We start from the raw sequence: 20,582 nt of genomic DNA, 5'->3' as shown, positions 1-20,582 counted from the left end.
GCGACTTTGTCGCTACCAGGCGGGCAGCACGACAACCTGTCCGAGCCAGGCGCTGCTGTGACACCTGCGGCGCCAGGCGGCATGTCTGCGCCCGTCACGAACTGACAACAGCAGGGTCTCAGCTCGGAGTGGCCCGGCTGTGCAAGCGCCGGGTCGGACCGGCGAGACCTACGGTGTGGCGATGCGGGTACTGCGGATCGCTGCCGTCGTCCTGGCGCTCAGTCTGGCAACGGTTGCACCGCAGGCCATTGCGGACTGTGCAGCCACGGGATGTGACCTGCGCTCGCGGATCGCGGCGGCGGATTCCTACCTGGCATCGCGGCCCGGCACCGTCGGCTATGTGCTGCGCGATCGCGTCGCGGGCACGCGCTTCGCCAACCCCGGCGCGAACCAGATGATCTGGACCGCCTCCACCATCAAGCTGGCCATGGTGGTCGACCTGCTGACTCGGGAACGCGCCGGTGCATTGCGGATGTCGGGCAATGACCGGCAGCTCATGGTGAACATGCTGCGGAACTCAGACAACGACGCGGCCGACTCGTTGTGGACCCGGTACGGCGGGGCCGACCACAAGGCATTCAACGCCGGTTTCCCCCGCTACGGCATGACCGACCTGCGGCCGCAACCGGGATTCGGTGACATGTTCCCGTACTGGGGTTTTCAGAAATCGACCACCAATGATCTCGACCGGTTGATGAACTACACGCTGACCCAACTGAATCCGCCCGATGCGGCCGCGGTGGTGGCCGAGATGCAACGGGTCGGCGGGGAGCAACAGTGGGGTGTGTGGGGTGCGGGGCCGTCGATGAGCCCCGGCAACAAGAACGGGTGGTCGCAGGAGCAGGGCGGCTGGGTCGTCAACTCGGTCGGCTTCGCTGGACCCAACCAGCGCTACACGCTGGCGATCATGAACGGGCTCAACGGGCAGGGCGGCTACGACGACGGCGTCGCGACCACCACCCGGCTCAGTCAGATCCTGCTCGGCCCCAACGGTTGAGCCCACGCTCACACGAACAGCGTCGAACCCCAGTACCCGGAATTGTCACCCTCGCTCAGCCCGGGCGGGCAGGCGAAGATGGCGGTACCGGTGTGGGTGATGTACTCGTTGAGCGCATCCTTGCGGGCCAGCTCGCGCTGCATCGGGATGAACTGCTTCTCGGGGCTGCGCACGAACGCGATGAAGAACAACCCCGCGTCCAGGTGCCCGAATCCATCCGAGCCATCCGTGAAGTTGTAACCGCGACGCAGGATTTCGATACCGCCCAAGTGCTCGGCCGAGGCCAGACGCACATGCGCGTCCTTGTCGATCTTCGGATCGCCCCTGCCGTCGGTGATCTCGAAATCGAGTTCGTCGAACTCCTGCTGCAGTCCATTGGGGGCGCCGCTGCCCTTCTGCCGGCCGATCACCCGCTCCTGCTCCAGAAGCGTCGTGCGATCCCAGTTCTCGATGCGCATCCGGATCCGTCGGGTGATCAGGTAGGTGCCGCCGGTGAACCAGGCAGGTCCGTCGCCCTCGGCCACCCAGACGTTCTTGTCGAGCAGGTCGGTCTGATCGGACTTGAGGTTGTTGGTTCCGTCCTTGAACCCGAACAGGTTTCGCGGGGTGGCCTGGCCCCGGGTGGTCGACGAGGTACGGCCGAACCCCAGCTGTGAGTACCGCACCGCGACCGTGCCGAACCCGACGCGGGCCAGGTTGCGGATCGCGTGCACCGCGACCTGCGGATCGTTGGCGCACGCCTGCACGCAGATGTCGCCACCGCTACGGGCCGGGTCCATGGTCTCGTTGGGGAACTTCGGCAGGTCCTTGAGCTCGGCCGGCTGCTTGTCGGCGATGCCGAAGCGGTCCTTGCCATCCTTGCGGAAGAACGACGGCCCGAACCCGATCGTCAGGGTGAGCTGTGAGGCCGGCAGGCCCAGTGCCTCACCGGTATCCGACGGCGGCGCATACGGATTGCCGTCCACGGCGCCACCGTCTTCGGTCTCCTCGCCGCGCGTCATCCGCTCGGCCATCTTTGTCCACTGCTTGAGCAGTGCGATGACGTCGTCGCGGTTGTCGGTGGTCACGTCGAAGGAGCAGAAATGCATCCGGTCCTGGGCCTCGGTGATGATGCCGGCCTGCCGGTCACCCCGAAACGGGACCGGCCCCTGCAGGGCACCGTGCGGGACGCTGGCCGCAGAGGCGCGACCGGCCAGCGCACCCGCGCCGGCCGCACCGACTACCGCAGCGGTGACCCCGGCGGCGCCGAACAGCTTGCGCCGGGAGAATCCGGCGGACTGCTCGGCATCCGGGGTGGATTCCGGAGAATCACTGGTGGGCGATGACACCCTGCACCTGGCTCACTTCTTTGCTCAGCGCGTCGATGGCGCGGGACAGCTCCTGGCGTTGCGGCTCGGTCACCTTGTCGTAGGAGACGAAGCCGTCGCCTTCACGATACTTCTCCAGCAACTTCTCGACATCGGCGAACCTGGCGTCCAGCCGCTTGCCCAGCTCGGCGTTGCGCTCGTCGAGGATCGGCCGCACCGAGGCCACCGCAGTCTGCGAACCTTCGACGTTGGCCTTGAAGTCCCAGAGGTCGGTGTGGCTGAAGATGTCCTCTTCGCCGCTGATCTTGCTCATCGCGACCTCGTCGAGCAGACCCTGTGCGCCACCGGCGATCTGGGTGGAGTCGATCTTCCAATCCGGTGCCTTGACCCCGGCCTCGAGCTCCTTGACGTCGGCCAGCAGCTGGTCGGCCAGTGCGTCGGCGTCGGGCTGCAGACCGGTGACCCACAGCTGCTTCTCCAGGGCGTGGAACCCGGTCCACTTCTGGCCTTCCTCAAGGTCGGCCTCGCGAAGGTCGATGCGGGGATCGAGGTCGTCGGGGAATGACTCGGCGACCGGTTCGATGCGCTCGTAATAGGTGCGCGTGGTCGGGAACAGCGACTTGGCCTTGGCCACGTCCTTGGCCTTGACGGCCGCGACGAACGCCTCCGTCGACGGGATCAGCGCGTCGGTCTGGCTGAGCACGTAGCGCTTGTAGCTGTCGGCGGCTTCCTTGAACTTGCCCTCGGTATCGACCTGGACGGCCTCACCGGACACCACGAAATTGCCTCGGATGCCTTCACCGACCATGCCAGGGCGGCACGAGGTCTGGTAGGTGCCCGGCTGGCTGAGCTGAACGATCAGCTGGCGCTTGAGCCCGGGGGAGATGTTCTCCACCTCACCCATGACCCGCTCGCCCTCGCCGTAGACGTAGAACTCGGTGACCTTGTCGCCGCTGTTGGTGACGACGAAGGTGCTGGCGCCCGTCGTCGCGGTGGTCCCGGACAGCTTGCATTCGGTATCCGAGGCATCGACGGTGATCTGCGCCGACTTGGCCCCGTCGCCGCTCGCACTACCGCTGTCGGCCTCCTTGGCCTGGCAGGCACTCATCGAAATGCCGGCCAGCACCGCGGCGGTCGCCGCGAATCCGGTCTTGACGACAGGGGTCAGCTTCACTTGGTCGACCTTTCGGGTGCGGTGGAGGTCTCCGGCTCGACGGTCGGCGCGGAGGAAGGCTCGGGAGCGGTCGGTGCGCTGGGCGACGCGGCGCTGGTGGCGCGCATCGGTTTCAGGAACAGCGCCAACACCACAACGATGTAGGCCAGCCACGCGCCGAACTGCAGTACGGTCGGCGTCGGATCGATGTTGAAGACACCCTGGATGATCTCGCCGTACCAGGCTGACCAGTCGAAGGCGCCGCTCATGTCGAAGGCCTTGGCGCTGAGCCCGGGGATCCAGCCCACGGTCTGCAACGCCTTGATGCCGTAGGCCAGGATTCCGGCGGCCACCACGATCAGGAAGACGCCGGTGTATTTGAAGAATTTGGCGAGGTTGATCCGGACGGCACCCGCATACATGCCGTAGGCGATCGCTGCGGCGATCAGCACGCCGATGATCAGGCCGGTCAGCGGCCAGAGTGTCTCCGCCTCGGCGTAGCCGACCATGAACAGCGCGGTCTCGACGCCTTCACGCCCCACCGCCAGGAAGGCCAGCAGCGCCACCGCGAGGCCGCCGGTCTCCAAAGCCTGCGACATCTCGCCGCGAAGTTCGCCGGACATGGAGGCCGCCGCCTTTTTCATCCACAGCACCATGGTGGTGACGATGACGACGGCGATCAGCGAGGCGATGCCGGCGATGGCTTCGGCGCCCAGTCCGCTGATGGTGTTCTCGCCGAACTGGATGACCAGGAAGACGGTGACGGTCATGGCGATCGCGGCGCCGACACCCAGCCACACCCATTTGAGCGCGTCGCGGCGTTCGGATTTGACCAGAAACGCGACCAGGATCGACACCACGATGGCGGCTTCGAGGCCTTCCCGCAAACCGATCAGCCCACTGCCGAATACTTGCGATGTGACGTTGGAGGCGGCCAGCGTGCTGGTCGGAACGTCCGAGATGACAGTCATCAAAGCGTCCTCGTTCGACCGGGGTGAAAACACCATGAAAAATGTAGCCTTGCCTTGCCATAGCAAGGCGTGGCTCACCTTAGCAGGGGGCCCTGTGGGGCCGGCTGAGTTCACCTGCCGTTCCGCTGGCGCGGGCCCGTCGCCCGACGCGTCGACAGTCGCGCATGCGACGATGGCCAATCAGATCGAGCGGGGTTGAGGGAGTCTGGTGTCGCCAGTGCGTTGGCTGCGGGCTGTCGCCGTAGTTGCTGCGACAGCGCTGCTGTTGGCATCCAGCTGTTCGTGGCATCTGGGGACGCCGATTCCGGAGGGCGTGCCGCCGCCGGCCGGGGACGCGGTGCCTGCCATCGACACCTATGCCAAGGGCAGACCAGCCGATCAGCTGCACGAATGGGCGGCGCAGCGAGCGCCCGCCATGGGCATGCCCGTCAACGCCCTGGAGGCCTACGCCTACGCCGCGCGCGTTGCCCAGGTGGAGAACCCCAAATGCAAGGTGGCCTGGACCACGCTGGCCGGCATCGGCATGGTCGAGAGCCATCACGGCACCTATCGCGGCGCGATGGTCGCGCGCAACGGCGACGTCACCCCGCCCATCCGTGGCGTGCAATTGGATGGCACCGCCGGCAACCTGCGCATTCCGGACACCGACAAGGGCAAGCTCGACGGGGATCCGCTGATGGACCGTGCCATGGGGCCGATGCAGTTCATCCCGGAGACCTGGGGTCATTTCGGGGTGGACGCCAACAACGACGGGGTCGTGAGCCCGGACAACTTCGATGACGCCGCGCTCTCGGCCGCCGGTCTGCTGTGCTGGTACGGCAAGGACCTGTCCACCCCGAGGGGCTGGATGACGGCGCTCAAGGCCTACAACAACTCCGACCAGTACGCCCGCATGGTCCGTGACTGGGCGACGGCGTACGCGGCCGGCCACGGCCTGTGACACGTGTGACAAGCCCAAACACGTCGTCGCGCCCGCCACGATCTAGTCTCATCCCTACACGCCGGACTCAATAAGGAGAAGCCAGTGCCCATCATCGAGCAGGTTGGAGCCCGCGAGATCCTCGACTCCCGTGGCAACCCGACGGTCGAGGTCGAGGTGGCCCTGACCGACGGCACGTTCGCTCGGGCTGCGGTGCCGTCGGGCGCATCGACCGGCGAGCACGAAGCGGTGGAGCTGCGCGACGGCGGCTCCCGCTACGGCGGCAAGGGCGTCGAGAAGGCCGTTGAGGCCGTTCTCGACGAGATCGCCCCGGCGATCATCGGCCTGGCCGCCGACGATCAGCGTCTCGTCGACCAGGCGCTGCTGGATCTCGACGGCACCGCGGACAAGTCCCGGCTGGGCGCCAACGCGATCCTCGGCGTCTCTCTCGCGGTGGCCAAGGCCGCGGCCGACAGTGCCGCGCTGCCGCTGTTCCGCTACCTCGGTGGCCCGAACGCGCACATCCTTCCGGTGCCGATGATGAACATCCTCAACGGCGGCGCCCACGCCGACACCGGGGTGGACGTCCAGGAGTTCATGGTCGCCCCGATCGGCGCGCCCTCATTCAAGGAGTCGCTGCGCTGGGGTACCGAGGTCTACCACTCGCTCAAGGCCGTGCTCAAGAAGCAGGGGCTGTCCACGGGTCTCGGCGATGAGGGCGGCTTCGCGCCCGACGTCGCGGGCACCACGGCCGCCCTGGACCTGATCGCGACGGCCATCGAGGCCACCGGCTTCAAGCTCGGCAGCGATGTGGCGCTGGCGCTGGACGTCGCCGCCACCGAGTTCTACACGGAGGGTTCGGGTTACGCCTTCGAGAAGGAGACCCGCACCGCCGAGCAGATGGCCGAGTTCTACGCCGGTCTGATCGACGCCTACCCGCTGGTGTCGATCGAAGACCCGCTGTCCGAGGATGACTGGGACGGCTGGGTGGCGCTGACCTCGGCGATCGGCGACCGGATCCAGCTGGTCGGCGACGATCTGTTCGTCACCAACCCGGAACGTCTCGAGGACGGCATCGAGCGTGGCGCCGCCAACGCGCTGCTGGTGAAGGTCAACCAGATCGGCACGCTCACCGAAACCCTGGATGCTGTTGCGCTGGCACACAACAGCGGTTACCGCACCATGATGAGCCACCGCTCCGGTGAGACCGAGGACACCACCATCGCCGACCTCGCGGTCGCGGTGGGCAGCGGTCAGATCAAGACCGGCGCCCCGGCCCGCAGCGAGCGGGTGGCCAAGTACAACCAGCTGCTGCGCATCGAGGAGGCACTGGGCGACGCCGCGCGTTTCGCGGGTGATCTCGCGTTCCCTCGGTTCGAGGCCAAGTAACGCAGGCGTCTGCGCCCCCCTACGTCGATGCCTGAAGCGAAGCGGCCCGATCCGAAGCGACGCTCCCCGGCCTCCCGACCCGGCAAGCCGGGTAAGGCCGGGGAGTCGAATCGGCCGCGCGCTTCACAACCCAAGCGCCGGACGGCCGAGTCCCGACCGGCGCAGGCCGCGCCGGTCGCTGACGAGGCGGTCACCAAAGCCATTGCCGTGCAAGCTCAGCAGCAGGCCGAGCTGCAGTCTGAACAGCGGTTCGGGTCGACTGCGCGCCGGGCGGCAATTCTGGCCGCGGTGGTGTGCGTGCTGACCCTGACCATCGCCGGGCCGGTCCGCACCTACTTCGCCCAGCGCACCGAGATGAAACAACTCAAGGCCAGCGAGGAGCAGTTGCGGACCCAGATCGCCGGCCTCGAACAGCAGAAGGTCAAACTGGCCGACCCGGTGTACATCGCGGCCCAGGCCAGGGAGCGGCTCGGTTTCGTCATGCCCGGCGACACCCCGTATCAGGTGCAGCTGCCCCAGGGGGCCGTGGCGTCAGGTGAGCCGGGGGAGGCGGTGCTGCCTGGTTCGACCGTGCCTGTCGGCCAGCCCTGGTACACCTCGCTGTGGCACACGATCGCCGATGAACCGCACGGGGTTTCGCCCACCATCGGCGGAGCGCCGCGAGTGCCGGGCGGACCTCCTCCCGGCGGGCCGCCTGTGCCACCGCCGCCGGCCGAGCCCGGAGGTCCCCATGGTTGATTCCGCCGACATTGAGGCCGTGGAGCGGCAACTGGGTCGTGAACCGCGCGGTGTCCTTGAGATCGCGTACCGCTGCCCGAACGGCGAGCCCGGGGTGGTGAAGACCGCACCGAGATTGCCCGATGGCACGCCGTTCCCGACGTTGTACTACTTGACGCACCCTGCGTTGACCGCCGCGGCCAGCCGGCTGGAATCCTCCGGGTTGATGCGGGAGATGACGGAACGCCTGCAACAGGATGAGGAGCTGGCTGCCGGGTATCGGCGGGCGCACGAGTCGTATCTGGCCGAGCGGGACGCGATCGAATCGTTGGGTACCACGTTCACCGGCGGCGGTATGCCCGACCGGGTCAAATGCCTGCATGTGGTGATGGCCCACTCGTTGGCAAAAGGCCCCGGCATCAACCCCTTTGGTGACGAGGCGCTCGCGGTGCTCGCGGTCGAACCTGCGATGGCGGGAATCCTGGACCGAGAGGTATGGGTTTGAGGCGGGTCGGCGCAATCGACTGTGGCACCAACTCGATTCGTCTGTTGATCGCCGACGTGGTGGACGGAAAGCTGCGCGACGTGCACCGCGAGATGCGGGTGGTACGGCTGGGTCAGGGCGTCGACGCCACCGGTCAGTTCGCTCCGGAAGCATTGGCGCGCACCGAGTCCGCGCTGGCTGACTATGCGGCGTTGATGGCCGAGCATTCGGTGACCGCGGTGCGGATGGTCGCCACCTCGGCCGCACGGGATGCCGGCAACCGCGACGAGTTCTTCGCGATGACCGCTCGCCTGCTGGGCAAGGTGGTCCCGGGGTCGGTGGCCGAGGTGATCACCGGTACCGAGGAGGCCGAGCTGTCGTTCCGCGGCGCGGTCGGTGAACTCGACCCTGCCGCGGGCCCGTTTATCGTGGTCGATCTGGGCGGAGGCTCAACCGAACTGGTGCTCGGTGAGACGGCCGTGCAGGCGAGCTTCTCCGCCGACATCGGGTGTGTCCGGCTCACCGAACGGTGCCTGCACTCCGATCCACCCACCGCGGACGAGGTGGAGCAGGCACGGGTGATGGCTCGTGACGGCCTGGCCGAGGCGTTGCGGGTGGTTCCGGTCGAAGGTGCGCGCACGTGGGTGGGTGTGGCGGGGACGATGACCACGCTGTCGGCGCTGGCGCAGCACATGACCGAATACGACCCAGACGCAATTCATCTGTCCCGCATCGAGTTCGACGAGCTGCTCGTGGTGTGTGCGCAGCTGATAGGAATGTCCAAAGCCGAACGTCTGGCACTCGGCCCGATGCATGCCGGCCGTGCCGATGTGATCGGCGGCGGTGCGATCATCGTCGAGGAGTTGGCGGCTGTTCTCGGGCTGCGGGCCGGTATCGGTGAACTGGTGGTCAGCGAGCACGACATTCTCGACGGCATCGCGCTGTCGATCGCCTGACCCGTCGGGTTCTCTGCCCGCCGTTTCCGCGTAAGCGGCTGCGCGTCCGCGGCTCCACACACAAAAACAACGGCCGAACGCGGTTGCCCGCGTCCGGCCGTTGCCTTGACTACTCAGATCAGGACACGGTCCCGTGGTTGCTCGCCGGGGCGACCGCGGGGGCCGGGGCGGGCGTGATGACCGGCTGGGTGCCGGCCGGAACCAACGCGGGCTCGGTGCCGGGGGCAGCCGGAGCGGCCGGAGCACCCGGTGCCGGGGCTGCCGGAGCGCCCGGAACAGCGGCGGGGACACCTTCAGCGGGGACACCTTCAGCGGGCACGCCCTCGGCCGGCGAGATCGCGGTGGCGGCGTTGCCCGCACCGGTGGCGGCCGGTGCCGGTGCACCTTCGGAGACCGGCGTGCCGTGCGCGACCGGGGTGGACTCGGTGCCCGGTGCCGGAGCGGCCGGAACCGCTTCGGTGCCGGCCGGGGTTGCCGCGGGAGCGCCCGGAGCGCCCGGAGCGGCGGGGGTTGCGGCCGGAGCGGCCGGAGCGCCCGGAGCGGCGGGGGTTGCGGCAGGCAGGTCCGTCGCGCGGCTACCTGCGCCGGTGCCGGCCGGTGCAGCCGGGATGGCGGCGGGCGCGGCGGCCGGGGAGGCGGCGGCAGGAGCAGCAGCGGGAGTGCCGGCAGCCGGTGCGGCCGCAGGTGCGGCAGCCGGAGCCGCGGCGGGGGCCGGACGCTTCGGAGCGCCGGCGGCCGGGGCTGCGGCGGGTGCAGCGGTCTTGTCCCACGCCAGGACGTCATGGCCGCCCGCGTTGTACACGACGGAGGTCGGCTGGTCGCCGGTCACGTCGAAGTAGATCTTGCCGCTGGTCTTCTGGCCCTGGGCCAGGGTGGCCGGGTTGACGCCCTGCGTGCTGGGCACCTGGAACAGCGCGCGGTAGTTCTGTCCGTCAGCGGCGCGGATGTTGAAGTTGGAGACGATCGGCGTCACCGAGCCCTCGAGGGCCTCATTGGTGGCGGTGACCTCCCACAGGGTGCCGCGGGGCTGGTAGTTGATGGTGTCAGTGCTGGGCTTCAGGTCGGTGATCGTCCAGCTCTGGGTGCCATTGTCCAGCTTGCCCTGGCTGCCGAGCGCGGCGGTGGTGACGGCGCTGTCGTCGGCCAGCGCCATCGGGGCGGTGGCGACGATCGCCGCGGCGGCAACAGCCGCTCCGGCAAAGGCCGCACTGATATTCGTCATCTTCAAGGCGTTCACTCCTGACTCGTCCAAAGAGAGGTGGCAGGCCCCCCGGCAGTGGGACACCCACTTCATGCGAAGTTATCAGCTTAAGAGGACGGTTAGGGACAGTAGTTCACAGTTTCTGCCATCGGTGCCTGGCAGAAAACGCCGTCGACCTGGTCGCAGAGGCCGCTGGTCGGGCCCCAATACGACGATGACCAGCCAGTTCGCCGGCTCATCGAATCTCGATGAGCGGTAATGCCTGCCCTACCGACAGGGACAGCCGCTGCCGCCCCAGAGCGGGCCAGGCTTGTACGGCGCAGAACGGCGCGCACTGGTGTTGGGCCGATTCCGACTGCCCGGAGCGGGTGCCGACGTGTACACAGCACTGGGTCAGCCGCTCCTCGATCATCGTGGACATGTCCATGAACGGCTTGACGGTCAGCCGCACCACCCGCTCGCCCAGCAATTTGCGGATCTTGCGGCGACGGCCCGGCAGGGCCGAGGACGCCAGCGTCAGCAGAGTCCCCATCCCCAGGTCGCAGCCCTCACAGATGGCGCGCCAGACGTCACCGATCTGAGGATGCGAGAGCGACGACTGCTCCGAGAGCAGCCCGAGCAGTGACTCCTGCACTGCCATGCGCAGTTCGCGGGGTAGCTCGGTGTCGGCGATCCTGTTGGACACCAGGCCCAGCTTGGCTTTGAGGCTCTCGGCGCCGATCAGCGATACCAGCGAGCGCCACTGGTCGCCGTCGTCACGGACCAGATAGCCGACCGAACAGCAGTGCGGGTGCGAGCAGGGCAGCGCGGTCAGATCGCGCCAGGTGACGGCTCCGCCGGTCTGTGGGCCCAGCCGCTTGAGCACCCCGGTGTGGGTCAGCCGGTCCATGGGGTCGATCGCGCCCGAACGTCCGGAACCGAACTGCGGCTGAATGGTGAGCCCGCCGACGTACGGAGTCTCCAGGGCCAGCCGGACCATGTCCCCGATCTCGTCGTCGTTGATGCCCAGTGCGGTCGTCATCACCAGGGTGGTGAAGATCTCCCGCTCGGAGAGCCGTTGTAGGGCTTGGACTTTGGTGCGCCGGAGATCGCCGCCGCGGTGATGGCGGTGGGCCTGTTCGGACAAGCCGTCGTATTGCAGGTACACCTCGACCCGTTCGCGGTGTGTGGTGAGCAGATCCAGCAGTGCGTCGTCGTTGGCGATGCGGACCCCGTTGCTGTTGACCAGGATCCGGGTGATCGGCCGGGCTACCAGTTCGTCGAGCAGGTCGGCCAGGTGCGGGTGCAAGGTGGGTTCGCCACCACTGAGCATCAGGACGTCAAGGCGGCCGTTCTCCCGGGCCAACCGCTGGTCGACGTTGGCCAGCACGTCCGCAACCGGCACCACATGCCGCAGATCGGGCGAGCTGGCGGTGAAGCAGGTGGGGCAGCGTAGGTTGCAGGTCTCGGCGATGTCCTGCAGCAGGATGCAGGTGTGCTGGGTCTGCATCTCGGGCAGGCCGCGCAGGTAGGCCGAGGGAATCGGGTCGAAGTTCCCGGCGACGTCGGGGATGTGGGCCTTGGTCGGGGCGGTCCACTCCTCCAGGTAGGACAGGATCTCGGGATCCTCGTCATACAGGGTGCGCACCAATCCGTGTGCGCGGCAGCCACGTTCGAGCCAGATGTGCCCCTCACGCTCGACCAGGATGCCGGCCAGACGCGCGACGTCGGCCAGCGGGCGCTCGGGTGCCTCGGTATGACAGTGCGGGCAGAACGCGGTGACGTAGCGGTGCAGACGGTCGCCGCGCAACCCCATTCCGGTGCTCACAGGGCGTACAGATCGGGGTTGATGCCGGTGCAGAAGCCGGCGGTGAACAGCGAGACCAGGGCCCAGCCGACCATCAGTCCGATGCCGAGGCCCTTGGCCGTCGGATTCTTGGACAACAACATCACGGTGCCGCCGCCGAACGCGATGACGGCCAGCAGAACCGCGGTGCCGCCCAGCACGAGGTTGGTGCTGCCGCCGGCGCTGTCGGCGGCGCCGGCGCCCATGAAGCCGGCGAACCCGATCACCAGGTTGAGTGCGGCGTAGAGAAACGGGCCGAGGATCACCATGGGGACCGAGACGCGCCGTGGGGGCTGCGGCGGCGGGCCGTAGGAATAGCCCGGCGGGTACGGGTACACCGGATATCCCGGGGGCGGAGGCGGCTGCGGGTCACCGTGATAACCGGGCGGGATACCTTGTGGCTCAAAGCTTTGTTGGCCGTAGGCCGGCGGTGTGAAGCCCTCCGGAGGAGTGTCGTCAGGTGCGCCGGGTGGTGTCGTCATACGGGCACCTCCTGAGTGCGGGCTGGGTTGCGATAGTACCCGCGGCGGTAGCCGTACCACAGCCGAAACCCCAGGATCAGCAGCGATGGCAGCAGGAACCATTGCGGGCGGGTCAGATCCAGCCACACGGTCTCGTTGGCTCGGACGAACTCGACGAGGAAGCGGAACACCGCGTAGCCGGCCACGTAGAGCACGAACAGTTCGCCGGGCCTGCCGATCCGGGGACGCAGCCACAGCAATACGGCGAATACGGTGAGCTGGAAGGCGATCTCGTACAGAAACGACGGGTGCATGGCCACTCCGGCCAGGCATCCCGGGCATTCGGGGGTGTCGGCCGGGGCGTGGATCCCCCACGGCAGCGTGGTGGGCCGGCCGGGGGCTTCGGTGAGGTGGCAGCCGATGCGGCCGATCGCCATGCCAAGGGCCACCGCGGGCGCGAACAGATCACCGGTCTTTCCGCGATAACCGCCCAGCCGCTTCGCGATCAGCACCCCGAGGTAGGCGCCGAGCAGCCCGCCCAGAATGCTGCGCGAGCCGAACTGCCAGGCCTGCGCCAGGCTCGGATTGGCGCTGAGGTCGAGGTGGTGGAGCCACCCGGTCAGCCGCATCCCGATCGCGCCACCGATCAGCGCCCCGGCCGCGGCGACGACGGACTGCTCGTTGACCGCGCCGCGTCGGCGGGCCTCGGCGACGAACACGAGCAGGGCGGCGAACACCCCGAGGGCGACAAAAAGGTTGTGCACCCCGACGGTGACAGGCCCCAAGTGCCACTGCGCAGTCACCTGCCGAACCTAACCCGTGGCCGGTTCACCCGGCCAGCGACAGGCCCGCGGCGACGGCAAATCCCAGCACGGCCGCCAGTCCGGCGTTCTCGCGGGCTTTCTGGGTGGCCTCCGGGATCATCGACCCCACCAACATGACCAGTAGCGCGCCGGCAGCGAAACCGTTGATACCGCCCTGGAACTCGGCGCCGGCGACATTCTGCAGCTGATAGCCGCCGACGGTGGCCACCGCGCACAGCGCAGCGATGACGGCCCAGCCGCCCACAATCCGGCGGGCCGGCTCACCGGCTGATCGCATGTCGCTTGCCGATCCGATGGACTCGGGGAGGTTGGACACGAAGATGGACACCACCAGGGCGAGGCTGACGCCGGCTCCGGTCGCGATACCGATGCCGAGCGCGGCCTGTTCGGGAATGCCGTCGAGCAGGGCGCCCAGGAGCAGCGGCAGGCCGGCGGTTTGGGTTCCCTTGCGGCCCAGTCGATCTACGGCCTTGTCCGCAAGATAGAACACCACCGCCCCGAGGGCGAGGCCGAACGCCACGGTCCAGGCGCCACTGGCCCGGAATCCTTCCTCGGCGAGTTCGAAGGAGATGCTGGAGATGAGCGCGCCGGCGCCGAAACCGAGGACGAGGCCGACGAGGCGTTGATTCCAGTCCCGGACTACGCCTGCGATCGCGCCGATCAACAGTGAGGATGCGGCGACCAGGCCCCAGATCAGCGCGGTGAGCACAGCCGCAGCATAAGCCAACAGAGCGGGGGATCGCGGGACGCGACCGGAAGAAGCGGCAAGGCGCGAGATCGCACGACCGATCGGTGCGATCGATGAATTATGGCTCGATGTTCAGGTGGCGTAGCGGCTGAGGGTGGTGACCTGTCGCCGGCTGCCCGGGCGACAGGTCACCGACGGCATCAGCGCCGCGCGTTGCAGTTCGGGGGGTTTCCGCAGTGGTGGCCACCGTCGCAGGCATTACAGCGACAGGTGCAGGATCCCTTGGTTGCCATGCGCATCGTCGTTCAACTCCTCACTGTTCGGGCACCACCGGCGTGACCAGCAGCAAACTCCCGAGTTGGGGCGGATATCAACATATAACGATTTCACAATAGTTCGGGCCTCCGTGAAAATAAAGGTTTCCCGAAACGGCGGGCGTTTTGCGCGAGGGTTATTTCAGGCGCGGACGCACCGGGTGAACAGTCTGTGAAACTCTTTGGCTGCGGCGGCTTTAGGGGCTCAGGCGGAGGTGTCGCGGGCGCCGAGCCGGAGGCACTCGATGTGGTAGATGGCCTCATCGAGCAGTTGCGCGACATGGCTGTCGTAGAGCCGGTACACGATGTTGCGGCCGGGCCTGTCGCCGGTCACCAGACCGAGCGCCCGCAATAACCGGAGTTGATTGGAAACCGCGGGCTGCTCCATGCCGACTGCCGCGGACAGTTCGGTGACCGAGCACGGCGATTCCCGCAGCCGGGTCAGGCGGCACGCTGTGCCATCGTGGTGCCGGAGGCCACCGGATTCACCGCCTGCGCGGGCCGTGGGGTCCGGGCGATCGTCGACAGGTGCCCGGTCGAGGTGCTCAGCCCGGCGGCGTATGCGGGCCTGGCGATCCGGGCCGTGGCCGAGATCGAGTCCGGCGGGGCGACCGCCGTTGTCGTGACCGCGGACGGCCAGGCGATCGGGGTGCTGGGGCTGCATGACCAGACCCGCCCGGGTGCGGCTGCGGCGGTCCAGGCGCTGCATGCCCTCACCGGCGCCGATCTCACGGTCGACACTGCCGACGTCGTCACCGTCGGCGACGACCTCTCGGCGATTGCCGCAGTGGTCGCGTTGTCCCGGCGGGCCCGGCGCCTGGTCATCGCCAATCTGGTGATCGCAGCGACGGTGATCACGGTGTTGGTGACATGGATCTGTTCGGGCACTTGCCGTTACCGCTGGGGGGGCGGGCCACGAGGGTTCGACCATCCTGGTCACCCTCAATGGCCTGCGGCTGTTGGGTAACCGCGCCTGGCGGTAGCTTTCCCACCGCGAGCAGACGCAAAACTGCCCAAAATTAGTGGATTCAGGGCAGTTTTGCGTCTGCTCGCGGGAGGAAACTAGGGGCGCAGGACGTCCTTGAGCGCGTCGAGCACCGCGGGATCCTCGATGGTGGAGGGCACCGGCTCGTCGAGCCCGTCGGCGATCCCGCGCATGGTCTTGCGCAGGATCTTGCCTGAGCGGGTCTTGGGCAACGCGGCCACCACGTCGACCTTCTTGAAAACCGCCACTGCGCCGATATTCTCGCGCACCCGGTCGACGAGCTCCTGGGTGATCCCGTCGGTCGTGGCCCCGGTTTTGAGCACCACGAAGCCGCGCGGCACCTGTCCCTTGAGTTCGTCGGCGACGCCGATCACCGCGCATTCGGCCACCGAGGGATGGTCGGCCAGCACAGCCTCGATCGACCCCGTCGACAACCGGTGTCCAGCAACGTTGATCACGTCGTCGGTGCGGCCCATCACGAACAGGTAGCCGTCGGAATCCAGGTAGCCGCCGTCGCCGGTGAGGTAATACCCGGTGAACGCAGACAGATATGACGCGACGTAGCGATGGTCGTCACCCCACAGCGTGGGCAGTGTGCCCGGCGGCAGCGGCAGTTTGATGCAGATGGCGCCTTCCTCACCGGGCTCGCATCGGGTGCCGTCCGAGCGCAGGATCTGAACGTCATAACCGGGCATCGGCACCGTGGCCGAACCGGCCTTGATCGGCAGGGGTTCGACGCCCATCGGGTCAGCGGCGATCGCCCATCCGGTCTCGGTCTGCCACCAGTGGTCGACCACCGGGATACCGAGTTTGTCGGCGGCCCAGTGGTAGGTGTCGGGGTCGAGTCGCTCTCCGGCCTGGAACAGGTACTTGAGCCCGGACAGGTCGTAATCGGCCAGTCGGGTGGCCTCAGGGTCTTCCTTCTTGATCGCGCGGATCGCGGTCGGGGCGGTGAACAGCGCCTTGACGCCGTACTCGGCGGCTACTCGCCAGAATGCCCCGGCATCGGGGGTGCCGACCGGTTTGCCTTCGTAGAGAACGGTTGTCGCGCCCAACAACAATGGCGCGTACACGATGTAGGAGTGCCCGACGACCCAGCCGACATCGGAGGCCGCCCAGAACACGTCGCCGGGTGCCACGTCGTAGAGGTGGCGCATGCTCCATAGCAGGGCCACCGCGTGCCCGCCGTTGTCACGGACGATGCCCTTGGGTTTTCCGGTGGTGCCCGACGTGTAGAGCACGTACAGCGGGTCGGTGGCGGCCACGGGCACCGGATCGGCCGGTTGCGCGCCGGCCACCAGCCGCTGCCAGTCGTGATCGCGCCCGTCGACCAGTTCGCAGGGGCACTGCTCGCGCTGCAGGATCACGCAGCCTCGAGGCTTGTGCTCCGCGATCTCGAGTGCGGCGTCCAGCATGGGCTTGTACTCGATGGTGCGCGTCGGCTCGATGCCGCAGGATGCGCTCACCACGACCACGGGACGGGCGTCGTCGATGCGGGTCGCCAACTCATGGGCGGCGAATCCGCCGAACACCACCGAGTGCACCGCACCGAGCCGGGCGCAGGCCAGCATCGCGATGACGGCCTCGGGGACCATCGGCATGTAGATCACCACCAGGTCGCCCTTGTTCACCCCGAGCCCGCGCAGGGCCCCGGCGAACTGGGCGGTGGCGTCGCGCAACTCGCGGTAGGTGTAGGTGGCCTTCGTGCCGGTGACGGGGGAGTCGTAGATCAGCGCGGCCTGATCGCCGCGTTCGGCGACGTGGCGATCCAGGGCATTGGCGCAGGTGTTGAGCTCGCCGTCGGGGAACCACCGGTAGAACGGCGGCTTGGTGTCATCGAGTACGCGCTGCGGCTCAGAGGTCCAGGTCACCGCCTTGGCGGCGTCGGCCCAGAAGGTGGCCGGGTCGTTGAGGCTGGCTTCGAAGAGACCACGGTAAAGGGCACCATCACCTGACATACCGGCACCGTAGCCTGCCCGCCTTGTGGTGGTCGGAGATTGTCGGTGGTCGGTGGCCTGCCCGCGACGGGTGGTCAGTTACGCGCGGTCATCGGTCGGTGGAGGTCGGTCACCTCCCCCCGCGAGCAGACGCGTAGGTACCCGGGAACGTGGATTTTCGGGTACCTACGCGTCTGCTCGGCCGGGGAAATGTCACTCCTGGAAGCGGTAGCCCATCCCCGCCTCGGTCAGCAGGTGCACCGGATGTGACGGGTCGTCCTCGAGCTTGCGGCGCAGCTGGGCCAGGTACACCCGCAGATAGTGGGTCTCCTTGGCGTAGGCCGGCCCCCACACCTCACGCAGCAGTTCTTCGCGGCCGACCAACTTGCCGCGGTTGCGCACCAGCATCTCCAGCATGCCCCACTCGGTGGGGGTCAGGTGTACCTCGTTGTTGTTCTTGGTCACCTTCTTGGCAGCGAGATCGACGGTGAACGAGGAGGTTTCGATGACGGGCTCATCGGTTTCTGAAGCCGCCGCTCCGCGGCGCACGGCCGCCCGCAGTCGGGCCAGGAATTCGTCCATGCCAAAGGGTTTGGTGACGTAGTCGTCAGCGCCGGCGTCGAGCGCCTCGACCTTGTCGGACGAGTCGGTGCGGGCCGAGAGCACGATCACCGGAGCCGAGAGCCAACCGCGCAGGCCCGCCAGCACGTCGATGCCCGACATGTCCGGCAGGCCGAGATCGAGCACGATCACGTCGGGCCGGTGATCGGCGGCCGCGCGCAGCCCCTGCCCGCCGTCGGTGGCGGTGACGACCTCATAGCCGCGCACCGACAGGTTGATCCGCAGCGCGCGCAGGATCTGAGGTTCGTCGTCGATCACCAGGACACGGATCTTGGGAGCGGTGGATGTCATGCGGATTCATCCTTTGGCGGTGCGGCAAGGTCGATTTCGACGGTCAGACCGCCGCCGGGAGTGTCGGTCGCCGAGATGGCTCCACCCATGGCTTCGACGAAGCCGCGCGCCACGGACAGACCCAGCCCGACGCCAATGGAGGTGTTGTGATCGCCGAGCCGCTGGAACGGCGCGAAGAGTTGTTCCTCGGCCCCGCGCGGCATCCCGGGCCCTTCGTCGATCACCGCGATCAGTACCCGGTCGGCCACCTGCCCGGCGCTGACCCGGATGGGGCCGTCGGTTGCATACCGCAGGGCGTTGTCGATCAGGTTGGCCAGCACCCGCTCGAGCAACCCGGCGTCGGCCATCGCCACCGCATCGCCGACCTCGACCTTCACCCGGTCCAGACCCTCGCGGGTGAAGCCGGTGGCGCCCTTGCTGATTCCCAGCAGCGCGCGCTGCACCGTCTCCTCCAGATATACGCGGCGCAGCTCGGGGCGGACCACCCCGGCCGACAGTCGGGACGAGTCCAGCAGGTTGCCGACGAGTGCAGTGAGCGCGTCGACGGATTCCTCGATGGTGGCCAGCAGTTCAGCGGTGTCCTCGGCCGAGAAGTCGATGTCCTCGCTGCGCAGGCTCGACGCCGCCGCCTTGGCCGCGGCCAGCGGGGTACGCAGGTCGTGACTGACCGCCGAGAGCAACGATCGACGCAGTTCGTCGGCCTGCGCGATGGCCGCGGCCTTGCTCGCCTCTTCGGTAAGTTCGCGTTGTTTGACCAGCCCCGCAGCCTGTTTGGCGACTGCACTGAGCACACGGCGATCGCGGGCGGCGAGTTTGCGTCCGGCCATCAACAGCCAGAATTCGTCGTCGCCGACTTCGATCGCGGTGTCGGCGGTGTCCACCTCGGCACACGGCTTGGTGCCGACGCACGCAACGATCTCCGCGGTTCCGTTGTGTTCCCGCAGCAGACTCACCGCTCGTTGGGAGTAGGTCTCGCGCAGCCGTTCCAACAGGGTGGTGAGGTCGGCGCCGCGAAGCACCGACCCGGCGAACAGGGTCAGTAATTCGGCCTCCTGCGAGGCCTTCCGGGCTTCGCGGGCCCGTTTCGCTGCCCCATCGACGAGTGCCGCGACGGCAACGGCGACCAGCAGCAGCACCACCACCGTGACCGCGCTGTCGGGTTCGGAGATGGTGAACGTGTGCCGCGGCGCCACCAGGAAGTAGTTCAGCAGCAGCCCGGACAGCAGGGCCGACAGCGCGGCAGGCGCGACGCCGCCGAGTAGCGCGACGATCAGCACGCCGATGAAGAACAGGGCGCTTTCGCCGCTGACCCCGAGGATCGGATCCAGCACCCCGACGATCAGCAGGCAGATCGCGGACGGAACCACCAGGGCCGCAAGCCAGGACGCGATGTGGTGTTGCCGGGGTGTGGCCGTCGACCAGCCGAACCCGCGACGGGCCTGCTCGTGGGTCACCATGTGGACGTCGATCTTGCCGGAGTGCTGCACCACCGCATTGCCGATGCCCTCATCGAACATTCGGGCCCACCGGGACCGCCTCGACGTACCGAGCACCAACTGGGTGGCGTTGCGTTCGCGCGCGAAATCCAGTAGCGCCGTGGGTACGTCGTCGCCGACGACGGTGTGCAGGGTGGCGCCCAGGCTGATGGCCAGTTCTCGCACCTTGCCCATCTGGGGTGCCGAGACACCTGAGAGCCCGTCCCCGCGAACGACGTGGACCACCATCAGTTCGGCGCTGGATTTCGAGGCGATGCGGGATGCCCGGCGTACCAAGGTTTCCGACTCGGCGCCGCCGGTGACGGCGACCACGACGCGTTCTCGGGCTTCCCACGTGTCGGTGATCTTGTTGTCGGCGCGGTACTTGGCCAGTGCGGCGTCGACCTGATCGGCCAGCCACAACAGGGCCAGTTCCCGCAGTGCGGTGAGGTTTCCGCGCCGGAAGTAGTTGGACATCGCGGCATCGATACGTTCCGGTGCGTAGACGTTGCCGTGGGACAGTCTGCGGCGTAGCGCCTCCGGCGTGATGTCGACCAGCTCGATCTGGTCGGCGGCCCGGACGACCTCGTCGGGAACCTTCTCCTGCTGCTCGATTCCGGTGATCTGGGTGACCACGTCGTTGAGGCTTTCCAGGTGCTGGACGTTGACCGTGGATATCACGGTGATCCCGGCGTCGAGCAGTTCCTCGACGTCCTGCCAGCGCTTGGCGTTCTTGCTGCCGGGGGTGTTGGTGTGGGCGAGTTCGTCGACCAACACCACCTGTGGGTTGCGGGCCAGCACCGCGGCCACGTCGAGTTCGGGGAAGCGGCCTCCCCGGTACTCGACGTAGCGCGGCGAGATGGTCTCGATGCCGTCGAGCAGATCGGCGGTCTTCTTGCGCCCGTGCGTTTCGACCACCGCGGCAACCAGGTCGGTGCCGCGCTCGACCCGGCGGTGTGCTTCGCCGAGCATGGCGTAGGTCTTGCCCACGCCGGGCGCCGCGCCCAGGTATATGCGCAGCTCACCACGTTTGGTGGGGCTGGACGCCGGCGTAGTCACAAGACCAT

19 protein-coding genes are annotated in these 20,582 nt (G+C 67.8%); 7 read left to right on the top strand and 12 right to left on the bottom strand.

Going from position 1 to position 20,582, the window contains the following annotated elements; genetic code table 11:
• Positions 1-181: 181 nt before the first annotated feature.
• Positions 182-997 (top strand): serine hydrolase, encoded by an 816-nt coding sequence (locus HBE63_RS19420; protein WP_166906199.1) that lies wholly within the window; start codon positions 182-184, stop codon positions 995-997.
• 8 nt (positions 998-1,005) lie between these two features.
• On the opposite strand, the gene efeB is transcribed toward HBE63_RS19420, so the two are convergent.
• The 3 genes from efeB to efeU are packed head-to-tail and all read right to left on the bottom strand — an operon-like array spanning position 1,006 to position 4,428.
• The gene (gene efeB / locus HBE63_RS19415) at positions 1,006-2,325 is read right to left on the bottom strand and encodes an iron uptake transporter deferrochelatase/peroxidase subunit (RefSeq protein WP_166906198.1); all 1,320 of its coding nucleotides are present in this window, start codon (positions 2,323-2,325) and stop codon (positions 1,006-1,008) included.
• A complete protein-coding gene (gene efeO, locus HBE63_RS19410) occupies positions 2,306-3,478 on the bottom strand; it encodes an iron uptake system protein EfeO (RefSeq protein WP_166906197.1) in 1,173 nt (390 codons plus the stop codon). The genes efeB and efeO overlap by 20 nt, the downstream gene beginning before the upstream one ends.
• Complete coding sequence (efeU, locus tag HBE63_RS19405; RefSeq protein ID WP_166906196.1) at positions 3,475-4,428, bottom strand: iron uptake transporter permease EfeU; 954 nt, start codon at positions 4,426-4,428, stop codon at positions 3,475-3,477. The genes efeO and efeU overlap by 4 nt, the downstream gene beginning before the upstream one ends.
• Before the next feature lie 208 nt (positions 4,429-4,636).
• Here efeU and HBE63_RS19400 point away from each other — a divergent pair, with 208 nt between their 5' ends.
• The 5 genes from HBE63_RS19400 to HBE63_RS19380 all read left to right on the top strand — a co-directional run bounded on the left by HBE63_RS19400 (position 4,637) and on the right by HBE63_RS19380 (position 8,893).
• Positions 4,637-5,368 (top strand): lytic transglycosylase domain-containing protein, encoded by a 732-nt coding sequence (locus tag HBE63_RS19400; RefSeq protein ID WP_166906195.1) that lies wholly within the window; start codon positions 4,637-4,639, stop codon positions 5,366-5,368.
• Between the two features lie 84 nt (positions 5,369-5,452).
• Positions 5,453-6,736, top strand: coding sequence for a phosphopyruvate hydratase (eno, locus tag HBE63_RS19395; RefSeq protein WP_166906194.1), 1,284 nt, complete (start codon positions 5,453-5,455; stop codon positions 6,734-6,736).
• Between the two features lie 27 nt (positions 6,737-6,763).
• Entirely contained in the window at positions 6,764-7,474 is a 711-nt protein-coding gene (locus HBE63_RS19390; RefSeq protein WP_166906193.1) for a septum formation initiator family protein, read from the top strand.
• A complete protein-coding gene (locus HBE63_RS19385) occupies positions 7,467-7,958 on the top strand; it encodes a DUF501 domain-containing protein (protein ID WP_166906192.1) in 492 nt (163 codons plus the stop codon). The genes HBE63_RS19390 and HBE63_RS19385 overlap by 8 nt, the downstream gene beginning before the upstream one ends.
• Positions 7,949-8,893 (top strand): Ppx/GppA phosphatase family protein, encoded by a 945-nt coding sequence (locus tag HBE63_RS19380; protein ID WP_166906191.1) that lies wholly within the window; start codon positions 7,949-7,951, stop codon positions 8,891-8,893. Before HBE63_RS19385 ends, HBE63_RS19380 begins: the two co-directional genes overlap by 10 nt.
• Before the next feature lie 118 nt (positions 8,894-9,011).
• Here the strand turns inward: HBE63_RS19380 and HBE63_RS19375 are convergent, their stop codons facing one another.
• The 6 genes from HBE63_RS19375 to HBE63_RS19350 all read right to left on the bottom strand — a co-directional run bounded on the left by HBE63_RS19375 (position 9,012) and on the right by HBE63_RS19350 (position 14,768).
• A complete protein-coding gene (locus HBE63_RS19375) occupies positions 9,012-10,115 on the bottom strand; it encodes an MPT63 family protein (protein ID WP_371815045.1) in 1,104 nt (367 codons plus the stop codon).
• A 214-nt stretch (positions 10,116-10,329) separates the two neighbouring features.
• Positions 10,330-11,889 (bottom strand): radical SAM protein, encoded by a 1,560-nt coding sequence (locus tag HBE63_RS19370; RefSeq protein WP_166909979.1) that lies wholly within the window; start codon positions 11,887-11,889, stop codon positions 10,330-10,332.
• Positions 11,890-11,897: 8 nt separating this feature from the next.
• Positions 11,898-12,401, bottom strand: coding sequence for a hypothetical protein (locus HBE63_RS31480; protein ID WP_243858161.1), 504 nt, complete (start codon positions 12,399-12,401; stop codon positions 11,898-11,900).
• Entirely contained in the window at positions 12,398-13,183 is a 786-nt protein-coding gene (locus tag HBE63_RS19360; protein WP_166906189.1) for a prolipoprotein diacylglyceryl transferase, read from the bottom strand. Before HBE63_RS19360 ends, HBE63_RS31480 begins: the two co-directional genes overlap by 4 nt.
• A gap of 25 nt (positions 13,184-13,208) precedes the next feature.
• Positions 13,209-13,913, bottom strand: a complete 705-nt coding sequence (locus tag HBE63_RS19355; RefSeq protein WP_166906188.1) for a ZIP family metal transporter — start codon at positions 13,911-13,913, stop codon at positions 13,209-13,211.
• A gap of 498 nt (positions 13,914-14,411) precedes the next feature.
• Entirely contained in the window at positions 14,412-14,768 is a 357-nt protein-coding gene (locus HBE63_RS19350) for an ArsR/SmtB family transcription factor (protein WP_371815044.1), read from the bottom strand.
• Between HBE63_RS19350 and HBE63_RS19345 the strand changes: the two genes are divergently transcribed.
• On the top strand, positions 14,670-15,173 hold the full coding sequence (locus HBE63_RS19345; RefSeq protein WP_166902198.1) for a hypothetical protein: 504 nt from the start codon (positions 14,670-14,672) through the stop codon (positions 15,171-15,173). The genes HBE63_RS19350 and HBE63_RS19345 overlap by 99 nt on opposite strands.
• 95 nt (positions 15,174-15,268) lie before the next feature.
• Here HBE63_RS19345 and HBE63_RS19340 read toward each other — a convergent pair whose 3' ends face one another.
• From HBE63_RS19340 to HBE63_RS19330, 3 genes are all read right to left on the bottom strand, one after another.
• The gene (locus HBE63_RS19340; protein ID WP_166906187.1) at positions 15,269-17,149 is read right to left on the bottom strand and encodes a propionyl-CoA synthetase; all 1,881 of its coding nucleotides are present in this window, start codon (positions 17,147-17,149) and stop codon (positions 15,269-15,271) included.
• A 192-nt stretch (positions 17,150-17,341) separates the two neighbouring features.
• Entirely contained in the window at positions 17,342-18,040 is a 699-nt protein-coding gene (locus tag HBE63_RS19335) for a response regulator (RefSeq protein ID WP_166906186.1), read from the bottom strand.
• Positions 18,037-20,574: a sensor histidine kinase KdpD gene (locus HBE63_RS19330; RefSeq protein WP_166906185.1), complete on the bottom strand. Its 2,538-nt coding sequence runs from the start codon at positions 20,572-20,574 to the stop codon at positions 18,037-18,039. The genes HBE63_RS19335 and HBE63_RS19330 overlap by 4 nt, the downstream gene beginning before the upstream one ends.
• Positions 20,575-20,582 lie beyond the last annotated feature (8 nt).

Source organism: Mycobacterium sp. DL440 (assembly GCF_011745145.1).
Classification (GTDB): domain Bacteria; phylum Actinomycetota; class Actinomycetes; order Mycobacteriales; family Mycobacteriaceae; genus Mycobacterium.
The sequence above is the reverse complement of the archived record's forward strand: the minus strand, read 5'-3'. Positions and strand labels throughout refer to the sequence as shown.